At 64.6% G+C, this 14,690-nt stretch carries 15 protein-coding genes, 1 pseudogene and 1 riboswitch; of the genes and pseudogenes, 9 read left to right on the top strand and 7 right to left on the bottom strand.

Translation table 11 applies throughout. The annotated features are described in order from the left end of the window. Positions 1 to 78 precede the first annotated feature (78 nt). The 3 genes from DIE03_RS36950 (at position 79) to DIE03_RS36960 (ending at position 4,040) form a co-directional block, all read left to right on the top strand. Positions 79 to 1,194, top strand: coding sequence for a polyamine ABC transporter substrate-binding protein (locus tag DIE03_RS36950; RefSeq protein WP_124456977.1), 1,116 nt, complete (start codon positions 79 to 81; stop codon positions 1,192 to 1,194). Between the two features lie 98 nt (positions 1,195 to 1,292). Next, the gene (locus DIE03_RS36955; RefSeq protein ID WP_124456978.1) at positions 1,293 to 2,876 is read left to right on the top strand and encodes a DUF3138 family protein; all 1,584 of its coding nucleotides are present in this window, start codon (positions 1,293 to 1,295) and stop codon (positions 2,874 to 2,876) included. A gap of 87 nt (positions 2,877 to 2,963) precedes the next feature. Beyond that, positions 2,964 to 4,040, top strand: a complete 1,077-nt coding sequence (locus tag DIE03_RS36960) for a C45 family peptidase (protein ID WP_124456979.1) — start codon at positions 2,964 to 2,966, stop codon at positions 4,038 to 4,040. 58 nt (positions 4,041 to 4,098) lie between these two features. On the opposite strand, the gene DIE03_RS36965 is transcribed toward DIE03_RS36960, so the two are convergent. The 3 genes and pseudogenes from DIE03_RS36965 to DIE03_RS36975 all read right to left on the bottom strand — a co-directional run. Then, complete coding sequence (locus DIE03_RS36965) at positions 4,099 to 5,478, bottom strand: MFS transporter (protein WP_124456980.1); 1,380 nt, start codon at positions 5,476 to 5,478, stop codon at positions 4,099 to 4,101. 204 nt (positions 5,479 to 5,682) lie between these two features. Further along, positions 5,683 to 7,779 carry a lipase/acyltransferase domain-containing protein gene (locus tag DIE03_RS36970; RefSeq protein ID WP_124456981.1) on the bottom strand — a complete coding sequence of 699 codons (2,097 nt, stop codon included), beginning with the start codon at positions 7,777 to 7,779 and terminating at the stop codon, positions 5,683 to 5,685. 379 nt (positions 7,780 to 8,158) lie between these two features. Beyond that, a pseudogene (locus DIE03_RS36975) lies at positions 8,159 to 8,353 on the bottom strand (hypothetical protein); the annotation flags it as partial. A 101-nt stretch (positions 8,354 to 8,454) separates the two neighbouring features. On the opposite strand from DIE03_RS36975, the gene DIE03_RS36980 reads away from it, so the two are divergent. After that, positions 8,455 to 9,003, top strand: coding sequence for a YbhB/YbcL family Raf kinase inhibitor-like protein (locus DIE03_RS36980; protein ID WP_260435010.1), 549 nt, complete (start codon positions 8,455 to 8,457; stop codon positions 9,001 to 9,003). Here DIE03_RS36980 and DIE03_RS36985 read toward each other — a convergent pair. Together DIE03_RS36985 and DIE03_RS36990 are read right to left on the bottom strand one after the other, a co-directional pair. Further along, entirely contained in the window at positions 9,000 to 9,368 is a 369-nt protein-coding gene (locus DIE03_RS36985) for a hypothetical protein (RefSeq protein WP_124456982.1), read from the bottom strand. The two genes, DIE03_RS36980 and DIE03_RS36985, sit on opposite strands and share 4 nt — an antisense overlap. Before the next feature lie 31 nt (positions 9,369 to 9,399). Continuing rightward, positions 9,400 to 9,792, bottom strand: a complete 393-nt coding sequence (locus DIE03_RS36990) for a helix-turn-helix domain-containing protein (protein WP_124456983.1) — start codon at positions 9,790 to 9,792, stop codon at positions 9,400 to 9,402. A 136-nt stretch (positions 9,793 to 9,928) separates the two neighbouring features. Between DIE03_RS36990 and DIE03_RS36995 the strand changes: the two genes are divergently transcribed. The 5 genes from DIE03_RS36995 to arsH all read left to right on the top strand — a co-directional run bounded on the left by DIE03_RS36995 (position 9,929) and on the right by arsH (position 13,180). Further along, positions 9,929 to 10,561, top strand: coding sequence for a glutathione S-transferase C-terminal domain-containing protein (locus DIE03_RS36995; protein WP_124456984.1), 633 nt, complete (start codon positions 9,929 to 9,931; stop codon positions 10,559 to 10,561). Positions 10,562 to 10,622: 61 nt separating this feature from the next. Continuing rightward, positions 10,623 to 10,955, top strand: coding sequence for a helix-turn-helix transcriptional regulator (locus DIE03_RS37000; RefSeq protein ID WP_124456991.1), 333 nt, complete (start codon positions 10,623 to 10,625; stop codon positions 10,953 to 10,955). After that, positions 10,952 to 12,022 carry an ACR3 family arsenite efflux transporter gene (gene arsB, locus DIE03_RS37005; RefSeq protein WP_124456985.1) on the top strand — a complete coding sequence of 357 codons (1,071 nt, stop codon included), beginning with the start codon at positions 10,952 to 10,954 and terminating at the stop codon, positions 12,020 to 12,022. The genes DIE03_RS37000 and arsB overlap by 4 nt, the downstream gene beginning before the upstream one ends. Positions 12,023 to 12,042: 20 nt before the next feature. Then, positions 12,043 to 12,465 (top strand): arsenate reductase (glutaredoxin), encoded by a 423-nt coding sequence (arsC, locus tag DIE03_RS37010; RefSeq protein ID WP_124456986.1) that lies wholly within the window; start codon positions 12,043 to 12,045, stop codon positions 12,463 to 12,465. Continuing rightward, positions 12,458 to 13,180 carry an arsenical resistance protein ArsH gene (arsH, locus tag DIE03_RS37015; protein WP_124456987.1) on the top strand — a complete coding sequence of 241 codons (723 nt, stop codon included), beginning with the start codon at positions 12,458 to 12,460 and terminating at the stop codon, positions 13,178 to 13,180. The genes arsC and arsH overlap by 8 nt, the downstream gene beginning before the upstream one ends. A gap of 73 nt (positions 13,181 to 13,253) precedes the next feature. Here the strand turns inward: arsH and DIE03_RS37020 are convergent, their stop codons facing one another. Together DIE03_RS37020 and DIE03_RS37025 are read right to left on the bottom strand one after the other, a co-directional pair. Next, entirely contained in the window at positions 13,254 to 14,264 is a 1,011-nt protein-coding gene (locus DIE03_RS37020; protein ID WP_124456988.1) for a sodium:calcium antiporter, read from the bottom strand. Between the two features lie 81 nt (positions 14,265 to 14,345). Continuing rightward, positions 14,346 to 14,513: riboswitch (yybP-ykoY riboswitch) on the bottom strand. A 54-nt stretch (positions 14,514 to 14,567) separates the two neighbouring features. Then, a partial coding sequence (locus tag DIE03_RS37025) for a transposase (RefSeq protein ID WP_143329487.1) occupies positions 14,568 to 14,690 on the bottom strand: 123 nt, incomplete at its 5' end.

The following is a 14,690-nucleotide window of genomic DNA, read 5'->3' on the forward strand; positions in this document are numbered from 1 at the left end:
TTTCCTCTGGCTACATTTTTCCGGACCGAAGCACACCCCGTTCATCGCGAACGGATCATGATATCGACGGAGGAAAGCATGGCACGGGACTGGAAACACCATCTGAGGACGGCATGCGCGGCGCTCGCGCTGGGCGGGTTCGCGTGCGCGGGCACGCCGGTCGCGCACGCGGCTGACGTCGTCAACGTGTACAACTGGGGCAACTCGATCGGCAAGGCGACGATCGCGAACTTCGAGAAGGCGACCGGCATCAAGGTCGTCTACCAGGAGTTCGATTCGAACGAGACGCTGCAGGCGAAGCTGCTGTCGGGCACGTCGGGCTACGACGTCGTCGTGCCGTCCGACATCTTCTGGGCGCGGCAGCTGCAGGCCGGCCTCTACCGCAGGATCGACAAGAGCCAGGTGCCGAACTACGGGCTGCTCGATCCGGAAATCATGAAGGTGCTCGCGAAGGACGATCCGGGCAACCAGTTCGGCATTCCGTGGACCTGGGGCACCGACGGGCTCGGGATGAACGTCGAGAAGGTGAAGGCCGCGCTCGGCAACGACGCGCCGCTCGACAGCTGGGCGCTGCTGTTCGACCCGAAGTACGCGCAGAAGCTGAAGCACTGCGGCGTGTCGGTGCTCGATTCGCCGGTCGATGCGTTCGGGATGGCGTTCATGTACCTGAAGAAGGATCCGAACACGACGAACCCGGCCGACTACCAGGCCGCATACGAGCTGCTGAAGACGGTGCGGCCGTACATCACGCAGTTCAATTCGAGCAGCTACATCAACGATCTCGCGGGCGGCGACATCTGCCTCGCGCTCGGCTGGTCGGGCGACGTGAACTCCGCGCGGATCGCGGCGGCTGCCGCGAAGAAGGCGTATCACATCAAGTACGTGATCCCGACCGAGGGCAGCGCGATGTGGTTCGACATGATGGCGATCCCGAAGGATGCGCCGCATCCGGACGCCGCGCTGAAGTTCGTGAACTTCGTGCTGTCGGAGAAGGAGAGCGCGAACCTGACCAACGACACGTCGTATCCGTCGGCCGTGCCGTCGTCGCGGCACCTCGTGCGCGCCGAAGTGACGGGTGATCCGGCCGTGTTCCCGCCCGCCGACGTGATCCGCAAGCTGAACGTCAGCAAGCCGGTTCCGCCCGAGCTGATGCGTCTGCAGAACCGTCTCTGGACGAAGCTGAAGACCGAGTAAGCCGGCCGCCGTTCCCCGCACTCCCGCCTACCTTTCGCGCGCCCCGCCGCTGATCGCGGCGGGCGGGGGCGCGCGCGTCCCCAACGACCACCGACAACATGAAAATCAAACACATGACGGCGCTGTGCCTGCTCGCGTTCGAAGCGGCTTCGGCGTTCGCGCACACGTCACCGCAAGCGACCGATGCAAGCAGGATGAAGGCGCTGCAGGCGCAGGTCACCGCGCTGCAGCAGCAGGTGAACGAGCTGCGCGCGAGCATGCTGGCCGCGAAACCCGCCGGCGCCGCAACGCCTGCCCAGGCCGCATCCGGCGGCGCGAAGATCGGCACGATCAATACGGCGGCAGCCGTTGCGCCGGCAGCCGATGCGGCGCCCGCCTTCACGAACGACGACCTGCAGCAGATGCGCGAACAGATCGCGAACGCGTCGCTGAAGGTCGACTCGCTGCAGGAAGCCGCGACGACCGGCCCGCTCGCGGGCCTGAGCATCACCGGCTACGTCGATCCCGTCTACCTGTTCAACCGCGCGCAGCGCACGTCCGGCTTCCAGTTCCTGAATCACGATCCGGGCGCGTACGACTACTACAACAGCACGATCGGCGACGTGTACCTCGACATCAAGAAGACCTTCGGCGTGGGCCCGATGGCGCCGTCGGCGGAGATCGTGATCCAGCCGAACCGCGGCTTCGGCAACGTGTTCAGCAATTCGCACGGCGGCATCGGCAACAACATCGTCACGCAGGCGCAGGTGAACGTGCCGCTCAGCACGACGCGCACGTTCGAGATCGGCATGATGCCGAGCCTCGCGGGCTACGAGATGCAGCCGTCGAACCAGATGCTCACGCTCACGCACGGGCTGCTGTACGACTTCAGCGAGCCGGGCAACCTGATCGGCATCGGGCTGAAAGGCTCCAATGCGGCGATGACGCGCTTCTGGCAGGTCGTGATCGGCAACGAGGTGCTGCGCACGGCCGGCGCGATCGCGAACGCGGCGAACAACACGACCAAGACCAACTGGACGCCGACGATCACCGCGCGCTTCGACAACGCGACGTCGACGGCGTTCGACTTCGGCATTTCCGGGATGCTCGGCCGGCAGTCGCTGTTCTCGCCGTGCGCGGTGGCGGGCGGCTACGGCTACCAGTGCAACGGCTCGTCGCCGACTGGCCTCTACAAGTACGTGGAAGCCGACATGACCTATACGCACGACAAGACGCAGGTCAACGCGCAGGTCGACTACGGCGAGCTGCAGAAGGGCGCCTGGAACGGCGGCACCGCGCGCTGGTACGGGATGTCGCTGCTCGGCCATACGAAGTGGACGACGTCGTGGGTCGGCCGCATGGGCGCGACGCTGCGCTTCGACTACCTGAACAACACGTCGAACGGCGGCGGCGGCACGAACATCCAGTACGGGCTCGCGGGCGGCAACCCGTCGGTGAACGGCACGAGCGGCTTCGGCATCGATCCGTCGTGCTTCCAGGGTTCGGCGACGAACGGCACCGAATGCAAGGGCGCGCAGCGCTACGCGATCACGGCAGACCTGTTGTTCTATCCCACGCAGCAGATTACCGTGAAGGTCGAGTACCGCCACGACGCGGCGAACCATCCGGTGTTCCTGAAGAGCAACGGCACGTACGCGCGCAGCAACGACCTCGCGGGGATGCAGTTCATCTACGCGTTCTGACGACCGGCACGTTCCGATTCATTCGCATAACGTAACGTGGTCCGGGCCGCGCGGGCCCGGATCTCATTCGACCCAGGAGGTTTGATCTTGAAGCTGCACACATTCGCGACCGACATCACCGATCCGCGCGAGCGGGGCCGCCTGATCGGCGCGCGCTTCGCGCCGGCGATCCGCGAGACGGTCGCGCGCTATCTCGCGTTCTTCCCGAAGCTCGGCATCGATCCGCAGCGCGCGCGGGAGATCGGCGAAGCGAGCCTGGCCGCGCTCGACACATGGTGCCCGCGCCTGGCCGCCGAAGTCGAGTCGATCGCCGACGGCGTCGACCTGCCGCGCTGGCAGCTCGCGTGCCTGAACGCGCGCACCGAGATTCTGGCGACCGCGCCCGCATCGGCCGAAGGCGAATGCTCGACGACCGTCTACGCGCCGGCCGGCCCGCACGCACCGCGCACGCTGCAGACGTGGGACTGGCACGACAGCCTCGCGCCGCAGGGGCTGCTGATGCAGTTCGCGACGCCGCAGGGCCGCACCGTCAAGCTGTTCACCGAATTCGGGATGCTCGCGAAGCTCGGTGTGAACGGCGCGGGGCTCGGGCTGCATTTCAACATCCTGCATCACGCGAGCGACAACGACAGCGCGGGCGTGCCCGTGCATGCGATCGCACGGCGCCTGCTCGAAGACGCGACGACGGTGCAGGAGGCGATCGAACTCGCGCGCACCGCGCGCGTGAGCGCATCGACGGTGCTGACCGTGTTCACGCGGCACGACGCGCACCCGCGCGCGGCAAGCATCGAGCTGAGCCCGTCGGGTGTCGGCGTGGTCGTGCCGCGCCCGGACGGCTGGCTGCTGCATACGAATCACTTCCTCGATCACGCGTTGAGCGGCGGCGAATGCATGCCCGACAGCTCGACCACGCGCGAGCGCTTCGCGCACCTGAACGATGTCGTGACGGACATGACGAGCGCCGATGTGCGCGAACGCGCGGCGGCGATGTGCGGTGCGGCCGGCGACGCGGCCGTCGTGTGCTTCCACCCGGATCCGTCGATGCCGGACACCGAGCGCTGGGAAACGCTGCTGACCGTCGGCATCGATACCGACGCGTGCGCGCTCGACTACGTGGCCGGCAATCCGCACGACCTCTCGCGCGACGGGTTCATGCGGTTCTGATGCGGCACGCGGGCAGTGGTCGAGCAGGGGCGGCACGCGTGTGCCGCCCCTGCGGCGCTCATGCGTCGATGCGTTCGACCTTGCCGACGAGCAACCCGTACGACAGGCTGCCCGCGAGCGCCATCGCGGCGATGTAGGTGATCGCGCGCGAGAAGTCCGCGCCGTCGACCAGCAACCCGATCACGATCGGCGTCGCGATCGCGGACAGGTTGCCGATCAGGTTGAACACACCGCCCGTGAGGCCGAGCAGCCGCGCGGGCGCGAGCCCCGACACGAGCGACCACGTGATGGACGCGAAGCCGTTGCCGAAGAACGCGATCGTCATGAACGCGATCACCCAGCCGGTGGACGTCACGTAGTTCGCGCCGATGATGCAGGTCGAGATCAGCAGCCCCGAGATGATCGGCAGCTTGCGCGCGAAGCCCTGCGAGGCGCCGCGGCGCATCAGCCAGTCCGACAGCACGCCCGAGCACAGCACGCCGACGAACGCGGCGAGGAACGGCAGCGACGCGAGGAAGCCCGACTTGATGAAATCCATCCCGCGATACTTGACGAGGTAGGTCGGGAACCACGTGAGGAAGAACCACAGCGTCGAGTTCAGTGCGAACTGGCCGAGGTAGATGCCCCACAGCTTGCGCCGGCCGAGCACGACGCCGAGGTCGCGCCACGTCGACGGCGCGCGTTCGCTGCGCGCCGCGACGCGGTCCTCGAGATCGACGAGGCCGCCGCCGTCGCGGATCAGCGCGATCTCGGCCGCGTTGACGCCGCGAAACGCGCGCGGCTCGCGATACACCGCATACCAGACCGCGGCCCACGCGATGCCGGCGAGGCCCGTCGCGACGAACACCATGTGCCAGCCGAGATGCACCTGCAGCCACGCGAGCACCGGCGTGAGGAACGCGAGGCCGACGAACTGGCCCGACGTGTAGCCGCCGATCGCGCTTGCGCGTTCGCGGGTCGGGAACCACGTCGTGACCACGCGGTTGTTGATCGGGTAGGCCGGCGCTTCCAGCGCACCGACCGCGAGACGCAGCACGATCAGCCCGACGAACGAGCCCGCGAAGCCGAGCAACAGCGTCGCGGCCGACCACAGTGCGAGTGCGCCCGCATACAGCACGCGCGGCGACACCTTGTCGACGAGCCAGCCGCCCGGGATCTGCATCAGCGCATAGGTCCAGCCGAATGCGGAGAACACGAGGCCCGCGCGGACGGGATCGATGTTCAGTTCCTTGAACAGCGCGGGCGCGGCGATCGACAGGTTGCTGCGGTCGAGATAGTTGATCACGACCGTGACGAACAGCAGCGCGAGAATCAGCAGGCGCTTGCGGCTCGGTGGCGTGGTCGCGGCCGGGCGGACGGCGGATTCGGGGGCGGTACGGTCGTGCGCGGTCGAGCGCTCGGGCAGGTTCGCGTGGGTGCGTGACGCGGATTGGGCCACGGTTGTCTCCTGTGTTCTGTGCCCGGCCGGCGCTCGCGAGCGGGGCGGCCGAATCGAAGGGCGTTGGGGCGAACGTTAGAGCCGTGAGGTGACGTGCGTCAACATTTGAACAGGCATCCCTATTAATGGGACGCCGAGCGTTCAATATGTGGGAGAGGCGCTGGCAAGCTTATGCCAGCGCGTTATCGCCTCAGCGTGTGGGCGCTACTTTCTTCTGCAGTAGTCGTCCGAGTCGAAGCAGAAGAGCACACCCGCCCTGTCGTTGCACGGCTGTTTCAGTGCGTTGCTGGCAAAGGTGTCGTACGCAGCGGCGGTCTTCAGTAACGGCGATGCGGATTGGCAATACCCTGCTTCGTAGAGCGCTCGTGCCTTGGTGGCCGTGAGTTGATCGGTCAGCGCGGCGAGCTTGGGTCTTTCGACAGGGGATTTTGCTTGAATACTGTGGCTGGCGTCGATCGCCAGTTCCAGCGAATTGGCGGCCGATAGCCAGTCCTTTTGTTCGGCGAGCGCGATCCCTTTTTGCCCTTGAGCAAAGACGAAATCCGGATTTGTTTTGTCGAGTGTACGCGCCGCCCCGTCGAAATTGATCACGGCCGCAAGTGTCTTGAGCTGCGGCGGCTTGGCCCTGATGTTCGCCAGCGCGGCATCGAGAGTGTTGGCGCATGGTCGTGCCGCGCAGACGAGTGCGTTGAAGCGATTTGCGGTGTCGACGGCGAACTGCGTCGACGCGTCGGGCTGAATCGATGAGTTGGAACCCGTGCTTGCGGGCGACAGCGCTGTCTGAACCGCGGATGCGTCGATCCTTGAGCCTCCTGCGGCGACATAGGCCGAAATCCATTGTGGATGCCCGGCGCTCTCGTTCGCCATTGTCGTGGCGATGAGCGTGTCGAGTATGTTTGGTAGATGCGTGTCGAAGAAGTCGCTTTGGAAGAATGAATCGGCAGGCAGGTCGCCATGAGGGCTCAACAGACCATGGGTATAAGAAAACATGTCTTGCGGCGCGGATGCGAGGTTTGCACTCGTGATCGGAACGCGACCGTCGCCCTGCACGGTTTCCCAGCCGTCCTTGCTGCGACTGGATTGTCCGAGAATTGTCGTCTGATGCTCATCGACCAGCGTTTCGCGCTGGTTAGGAACCTCGTAGAAGATCGAGTAGTAAAGCCAGACGGGGACATTGAGTCGGTCGGCATCAAAGCGACTGCGAAAATCGCGTGCTTTAGCGAGTACGTCCTTGTATTGCGGAGGCAGCGGGTAGTCGCCGAGCAGACTGTGTCCGACCGGGAGTGCCCAGAACGCAGGATCGTAATAGCTGACGTTCTTAGTGTCCGCCATATCCCGACCCGGGCGTGGGACATGGAGGCAAATGAAATCCGCAGCGCGATCAGATGGGCGAGGGGTGAGTTCGATTGCGCCCGGCCAGGTTAGTATGAGCGGGCGAACACTCTGCGTGAGCTCCGAGGTTACGTTATTGGTGACGTTGGATTTGATCGTCTTGAGGAGCGTCGCAAATCCTTCGGACAGCATGGGGCGAGGCTGGTCATCTGCGGCGACCTTGTCTCCCACCGTCGGCTGCACATAGCCCTGTTCGATCATACGGACGATTTCGCAACTTCCGACCAGCGGAGAGCCGAGCGTGACGAGTTGCATCAACTGATGCTTCGGCGCGGCGTCGTGCGCGTGCTGCATGGCCCATTGCCATGAGACGAGTCCGCCCATGCTGTGCGCGACAATGATGATGCGACTGGTTCGCGGCAAGCTGTTGATACATCGATCCAGTTCCTGTGCGCCTGCCCGGATATCTCGACGCCAGTCGTAACCGCAGGCCAGAAACTGGACATGCAGATCGCTCGTGGCTTGCTTCATCTGTCGAAGTGCCTTGCCATAGAAATCCATACCCGCCATGCCTTCAAGGACAGTGGACCGGATGGCGCTACTGGCATTCTCGTCGATGAGTGCTGGCGGCAGGGCAAGTTGTTTGATGAAATCGTCGTAGTGCGTCGCTAGATAGGGCAGACTCATGTTGCCCCAGATCATCTTCTGGTTGGCAGTATCTTCGAGCGCCGAGCCCAGAATTCCTGGAACGAACACGACGGCAAGCGAAGACGCGACACTGTCGAGTTCGGTCGCAAGAGCGGCATCGTTTTTTGCTGCATTTTTGAATGCAATGACCGCGGAAGTTGCATTAATCGGATTCGTGATCGCTGTTTTGGTGAACGGGATGTAACTTAGATCGGCTGCCGGGGCGATAGTCGAAAGTACGCAAAGGATCACCGCGATCAGTGCCGCTTCGATATTGCGCATGGCAAGTCCCCTTGGTCTCAAGCCGCTTGTGTGATTCTTTTCAGTCTTTGTCGAAGCCTATCGATTCTGTATTTCTAGTCCGCTTCTGCCGAACCCTGAGGCAGGCCAATCGTTTCGGATCGATTTGTGGGTCTTGCCTTCACGACAATCCCTCGTGATTCGAGCCATCTCCCGGGCTGCACGACAAAGCGAATATTTACTGATATAGAAGAACATCGCATCTGGCGCAACCCGTTATTTTCCCGGGGAGGCGAACGCGCTCGCGACATGTCGGCCGACGTGTGTTCGGTACAGCCGAGTGCGTTCTGTAAAAATGTTTCTTTCTGTACCTGTTTAAATTTCTCTGGGTCGATCGGGGATTTTCGTCTCTTATCGCGATTCAGTTTCCCATCGCTTCCTTCACGCCGACCCAGCCCTGCACGGCACCGGCGTGCGGATTGCGATACCGCACCTTCAGCCACTGGAAATCGTCGCTCGCGTCGATCACCTCCACCGTGTCGCCCGCGACCACATGGCGGCGCGTGGACGCATCGGTCATCGCGTCGTGCAGCGGCAGGCGTGCCGGGCGCCGCCGGGTAGCCACGATACCAGTACCGTTACTCGCCTTGTTGCGGATCCTCGCGAACGCAAGAATGCCCGTTCCGATCCTGCTCACTGGTGAGTTGCTCAATGAAAATGAAAACATTCGAAGCCGGTTTCGCCCTCTGTGCAGTGCTGATCGCCGTCGGCACGGCGCGCGCCGCGGGCTTCTCGATCGATAGCGCGGAACTGGCCGGTCGCACGTTCGCTGATGCACATGTGTCCGACAGTTTCGGGTGTCACGGCAACAACGTTTCGCCGTCCATCCAATGGCGCGGTGAGCCCGAGGGGACGCAAAGCTACCTGCTGACGATGTTCGATGCCGACGCACCGACCGGATCGGGGTTCTGGCATTGGGTCGTTGCCAACATACCGGTGTCGGCTCACGGCATCGCGCTCGGTGCGGGCAATGATACTTCCCGGCTGCCGGCGGGCGCCGTCCTGATGAAGAACGACACAGGCCACGCCGGCTATCTTGGTCCGTGCCCGCCGCAGGGCGACACACATCGCTACGTCATCACGCTGACCGCGCTCAAGGTGGCGAAGCTGCCGGTCGAGCGTGACGCGACGCCGGCGGTCGTCGGCTTCGCCGCGCACGATCATCAGCTTGCAAAAGCGACGATGATCGTTCGAATGAGCCGTTAGCCGCCCGTGCTGTCGTCGCGAACCCCGCTCTTGCCGACGAAGATCTCCTTCAGCGCGGCGCGCAGCTTGACCGGATCGTACTGGCCCGGCGCGAGATGGATCACGTAGCGCGTCTGGCCGTCGAGCCGCGCGGCAACGGCGGGCTCGAGCTCGACGTCGATCATGGTGTCCGTGAGGCGTACAGACAGATCCTTGACGCTCGTATTGATCTGGTCGTGCACCATCACTTCGATCAGCGCGTCCTCAGGGAAGCGCAACAGCGAGAAGCAATAGTTCTGCTCCGCATCGTGACAATAGATGTTGGCGAAGCTTTCGTCGTCGTCGAGATCGGACGTCGCCGCGCCGACGGTGGCGTGAAGTTCCATGAATGTGGATTCCTGCGTAAGAGAGTAGGAGTTATCGGTTTGAATGGAGGGCCGTTTCGATCGCGGCTGCCGCTCCCGGTGTCACGTCGGTGTCGCACGACGCATCGGCATCGCGTGCCTTCAGCCACAGCCCGAATTCGCGCATCACGTCGACGACGGGCCGCAGCCGGTCGCCGTCGGCGGTCAGCTCGTACTCGACCCGCACCGGCACTTCCGGATACACGGTTCGCAATACGAGCCCCGCGTCTTCCAGCGCGCGCAGGTCGAGCGTCAGCATGCGCTGCGAGATGCCCGGCATGTCGCGGCGCAGGTCGCTGAAGCGTCGCGGCCCGTCGAGCAGATACGACACCAGCAGCAGCCGCCAGCGGCCGCCGAGCAGGCGCATCGCTTCTTCGACGGAACATCCTGTCGCACTCGTTTTCATCGTGCTCGATCCTGGTCGGTAAATTTTTTGTGACTACGGCACAAACGACTGCCGTCTTCTCAGCCGTGTGCCGATGCGAGATATTAGCGCCCGCGTCGCGGCGAATCGATACATGGACAACTCACGAAGGAAACACATGAAGCTCTATCACGCTCCCGGCAGCTGTTCGCAGACGATCTGCATCGTGCTGCGCGAAGGCGGCATCGACGCGGAGATCGTCAAGGTCGACGCGCGCAAGCATGTCGTCGAAGACGGCCGCAACTACTACGACGTGACCGAACTCGGCTACGTGCCGCTGCTCGAACTCGACGACGGCACGGTGCTGCGCGAAGGGCCGGTGATCGCGCAGTATCTCGCGGACCAGCGCCCGGAAGCCGCGCTCGCGCCGGCCTACGGCACGCTCGCGCGCTACCGGCTGATGGAATGGCTCAACTTCCTCGGCACCGAGATCCACAAGGGTTTCATCCCGCTGCTGTATGCCGTGCAGGCGGGGAAGTACGTCGACCCGGCGAGAACGAAGCTCGACAGCCGCTTCGCATGGATCGACCGCCAGCTCGACGGCCGGACGTTCCTGACGGGCGATACGTTCACGGTCGCCGACGCGTATCTGTTCGCGCTCACCGGGTGGGGCAAGGCCGACTGGATGCGCTCGGTGTACCACGCGGATATCGACCTGACCCGGTACGGGCACCTGCGTGCGTGGTACGAGCGGGTGCGCGCGCGGCCGGCGGTGCGGGCCGTGCTGGAGGTGGACGAGCGACTGGCATAGCGATCCACCATCATTTCAACAATACTTGAAATATCGAAATGATGGCGCTATCCTTCGCGCCATGGACTCCAATCTCGTCGTGCGCGCCCTGGGCGCGCTTGCTCATGAAGCGCGCCTGGCCATCTTTCGCGCGCTGGTCGTTGCCGGGCCGCAAGGACTGCCGGCCGGCGCGATCGCGCAGCAGATCGGGCTGTCGCCCTCGAGCCTGTCGTTCCATCTGAAGGATCTGTCGCATGCGGATCTGGTCACCGCGCGCCAGGACGGCAGGTTCATCTATTACGCGGCGAATTTCGAATCGATGAGCGGCCTCGTCGGGTTCCTGACCGAGAACTGCTGCGCCGGCGCGGCCTGCGGCGTGCCGGCGGCGCCCGCCTGCTGCGGGGATCGCACATGACCGGCTCGAACGCGGCCCCGTCGCAGGCGTTGGCAGTCAAGCCCGCCATCGGATTCTTCGAGCGCTACCTGACCGTCTGGGTGGCGCTTTGCATCGTGCTCGGCATCGCGCTGGGCCTGGCGCAGCCGGGGCTTTTCCAGCGCATCGGCCGCATCGAATACGCCCAGGTCAACCTGCCCGTCGGGCTGCTGATCTGGGTGATGATCGTGCCGATGCTCGTCAAGGTCGACTTCGGTGCGTTGCATGAGGTTCGGCAGCACGTGCGGGGGATCGGCGTCACGCTCGTCGTGAACTGGCTCGTCAAGCCGTTTTCGATGGCGTTGCTCGGCTGGTTGTTCATCCGGCAGCTATTCGCGCCGATGCTGCCGGCCGACCAGATCGACAGCTATATCGCCGGCCTGATCCTGCTGGCCGCCGCACCGTGCACGGCGATGGTGTTTGTGTGGAGCCGGCTGACGGGCGGCGATCCGCTGTTCACGCTGTCGCAGGTCGCGCTGAACGACAGCATCATGGTGATCGCGTTCGCGCCGCTGGTCGGGCTGTTGCTGGGGATGTCCGCCATCACGGTGCCGTGGGCGACGCTGCTCACGTCGGTCGTGCTCTACATCGTCATCCCGGTGATCCTCGCGCAAGCGTGGCGCAGGCTGTTGCTCGCCAACGGGCAGGCGGCGTTCGACCGCGCGATGGCGAAGATCGGCCCCTGGTCCATCGCCGCGCTGCTGGCCACGCTGGTGCTGCTGTTCGCGTTCCAGGGCGAGGCGATCCTCAAGCAACCGCTGGTGATCGCGCTGCTCGCGGTGCCGATCCTGATCCAGGTGTTCTTCAACGCGGCGCTCGCCTACGGGCTCAATCGCGTCGTCGGCGAGAAGCACTGCATCGCATGCCCGTCGGCGTTGATCGGCGCATCCAACTTTTTCGAACTGGCCGTGGCGGCGGCTATCAGCCTGTTCGGCTTCCACTCCGGCGCAGCGCTCGCGACCGTCGTCGGCGTGCTCATCGAGGTGCCGGTCATGCTGCTCGTCGTGCGCGTCGTCAACCGTTCGAAGGGCTGGTACGAGCGCGCGTGACATCATTCAGGAATCCGGAAATGACCGACATCACGATCTATCACAACCCCGATTGCGGAACGTCGCGCAACACGCTGGCGATGATCCGCAACAGCGGCGTCGAGCCGCGCGTCGTGCTTTATCTGGAAACGCCGCCGGGCGAAGCGGAACTGCGCGCGCTGATCGCGGCGATGGGCATTCCCGTTCGCGACGTGCTGCGTCGCAAGGGGACACCCTATGAAGCGCTCGATCTCGACAATCCGAGATGGAGCGACGCCGATCTGATCGGCTTCATGGTCGCCCACCCGCTCCTGATCAATCGCCCGATCGTCGTCACGCCGCTCGGCACGCGGCTGTGCCGCCCGTCCGAGCAGGTACTCGATATCCTGCCCGATCCGCAGAAGGGGCCGTTTGCGAAGGAAGACGGCGAAATCGTGATCGATGCGGAGGGCAAGCGTGTCTGACCGCCTGAACGACCTGCCGCAAATCGATGCCTCGCTCTTTCGCGTACCGGACGCGAGCCGGCTGCAGCCCGCGCTTTCGTCCACGCATCCGCCTCGCATCGTGCTGCTCTACGGATCATTGCGCGTGCGTTCGTTCAGCCGGCTGCTGGTCGAGGAGGCGGCGCGGTTGCTGACGGCCATGGGCGCCGACGTCCGGATCTTCAATCCGTCCGGATTGCCGTTGCCCGACGATGCCCCCGAGCACCATCCGAAAGTGGCGGAGTTGCGCGAACTCGTGCAATGGTCGGAGGGCATGGTGTGGTGCTCCCCCGAGCGGCACGGCGCGATGACCGGCGTGATGAAATCGCAGATCGACTGGATCCCGTTGTCGGTCGGCGCGGTACGGCCGACGCAGGGCAAGACGCTCGCGGTCATGCAGGTCAGCGGCGGCTCGCAATCGTTCAACGCGGTCAACCAGATGCGTGTGCTCGGGCGCTGGATGCGCATGCTGACCATTCCGAACCAGTCGTCCGTCGCGAAGGCGTTCATGGAATTCGGCGACGACGACCGGATGAAGCCGTCCGCGTATTTCGACCGGGTCGTCGACGTCATGGAGGAACTGGTCAAATTCACGCTGCTCACCCGCGACGTCGGCGCGTACCTGACGGACCGGTACAGCGAGCGCAAGGAAAGCGCCGAACAACTGTCGCAGCGAGTGAACCAGGCGCGCATCTGAATCGCCCGCGGGTACGCGGCGCGGCGGGACATCGTTCGCGCCGGGCCGGCGGGCGTGTGCCGGGTGAGCCAGCTCAGCGCCCCAGCGTCAGGACCAGATACCCCGCATAACCCGCGCCGTTCGCGAGCAACGCCCAGATCGCGAGCCCGCGGGTGCGCGCATTGAAGCGCAGCCACGCGGCCGCCGCGAGCGTGATGATCACGCCGGTCAGCACTTCGGGGCGCGGCTCCCACGGCGTCAGCATGATGCCGATCGCCGGCAGCAGCGTGCCCTGGAACACCATCGCGCCGGTGATGTTGCCGAACGCGAGCGTGTCCTTCTTGCGGCGGATCCACAGCACGCTGTTGACCTTCTCCGGCAACTCCGTCGCGATCGGCACGATGATCAGCGACAGCAGCAGCGCCGAGATACCGAGCGCGTGCGACACGCCTTCCACGCCGTGAATGAAGCCCTTCGCGCCGCCGACCAGCAGCGCGAGGCCGATCAGCAACTGCAGCACGATCGTCGCGAGATGGGTCGGCAGGCCGAGACGCGACAGGAACATCGCATGCGGTGCTTCGGTGCCGTGCCCGGCATCGACGAGCCGGGTCGACGCGCGGAACGTCAGCACGACGTACATCACGTAGAGCCCGACCAGCATCGCGGCGAGCAGGGCGCGCACGGCCCAGTTGTGATGCGGGACGAACATCGCCGCGGTGGCCAGCGAGAACGCGGCGAGGAAGGTGTTCATGTCGCGCACGAAGCCCGTGCGTTCGGGCGCGATCGTGCCGCGCAACCCGCGCGAGCGGATCACGGCGAGCGTCATCAGGAACGTGGTGAGCGTCGCGAGCATCAGCGGTGCGCCGAGAATCGCGCCGACACCGATTTCCTCGTTCACGGCCTGGTTCGCCGTGCCGCCGGCCAGGGCGAGCAGCGGCACCATCGTTTCGGGCAGCGCCGTGCCGACGGCCGCGAACAGCGAACCGGTGACGCCCTCGGAAATCTTCAGGCGTTCGCCGAGATGTTCGAGCGCATTGGTGAAGACTTCGGCCGCGATGAGGATGACGATCAGCATGAACGCCAGTTCGAGGAACATGAAGGTCATGCGGCGCCTCCGCAGGCACGTGCCCGGCGGGCGGGGGAGCGCGGGGAGAAGACGGTGGGGAACATGGGGACTCCGTGGTCGGACGCTGACGAACCATGGCGCATCCGCCGACGTCCGACCAGGAACGACGCGATGCGCCCATGGTCTCGCCAAGCCGATCAGGCCGAACGCGCCACGGCCACAGGCCGAGTGTGTTGACGCGTTCGCTTTCCGGGGACGGAAAGCAGGCTACTCCCCAAAGACGAAGTGCAGTCTAGTCGAGCGGATTTCTTTCGGCAAGCCTTCATCTCAAAAAAATATGGTTCATCGCGGATTACCGGGGAACGCGGCACGGATTTTGAGGAAGAAATATTCCTCGTCGCGGTACCCGTAAGCCCGACGCTTGATGACCTTGATGGTGTTGTTGATGCCCTCGACGACACTGGT

Source organism: Burkholderia sp. Bp8992, from assembly GCF_003853705.1.
Lineage (GTDB): Bacteria > Pseudomonadota > Gammaproteobacteria > Burkholderiales > Burkholderiaceae > Burkholderia.

Excerpts from the sequence above, each read along its gene's own strand:
- DIE03_RS36955 (WP_124456978.1), top strand. The coding sequence starts at position 1,293 with ATGAAAATCAAACACATGACGGCGCTGTGCCTGCTCGCGTTCGAAGCG.
- DIE03_RS37020 (WP_124456988.1), bottom strand. The coding sequence starts at position 14,264 with ATGACCTTCATGTTCCTCGAACTGGCGTTCATGCTGATCGTCATCCTC.
- arsB (WP_124456985.1), top strand. The coding sequence starts at position 10,952 with ATGACCGGCTCGAACGCGGCCCCGTCGCAGGCGTTGGCAGTCAAGCCC.
- DIE03_RS36980 (WP_260435010.1), top strand. The coding sequence starts at position 8,455 with ATGAAAACATTCGAAGCCGGTTTCGCCCTCTGTGCAGTGCTGATCGCC.
- DIE03_RS36985 (WP_124456982.1), bottom strand. The coding sequence starts at position 9,368 with ATGGAACTTCACGCCACCGTCGGCGCGGCGACGTCCGATCTCGACGAC.
- DIE03_RS36995 (WP_124456984.1), top strand. The coding sequence starts at position 9,929 with ATGAAGCTCTATCACGCTCCCGGCAGCTGTTCGCAGACGATCTGCATC.
- DIE03_RS36950 (WP_124456977.1), top strand. The coding sequence starts at position 79 with ATGGCACGGGACTGGAAACACCATCTGAGGACGGCATGCGCGGCGCTC.
- arsC (WP_124456986.1), top strand. The coding sequence starts at position 12,043 with ATGACCGACATCACGATCTATCACAACCCCGATTGCGGAACGTCGCGC.
- DIE03_RS36990 (WP_124456983.1), bottom strand. The coding sequence starts at position 9,792 with ATGAAAACGAGTGCGACAGGATGTTCCGTCGAAGAAGCGATGCGCCTG.
- DIE03_RS36970 (WP_124456981.1), bottom strand. The coding sequence starts at position 7,779 with ATGCGCAATATCGAAGCGGCACTGATCGCGGTGATCCTTTGCGTACTT.
- DIE03_RS37000 (WP_124456991.1), top strand. The coding sequence starts at position 10,623 with ATGGACTCCAATCTCGTCGTGCGCGCCCTGGGCGCGCTTGCTCATGAA.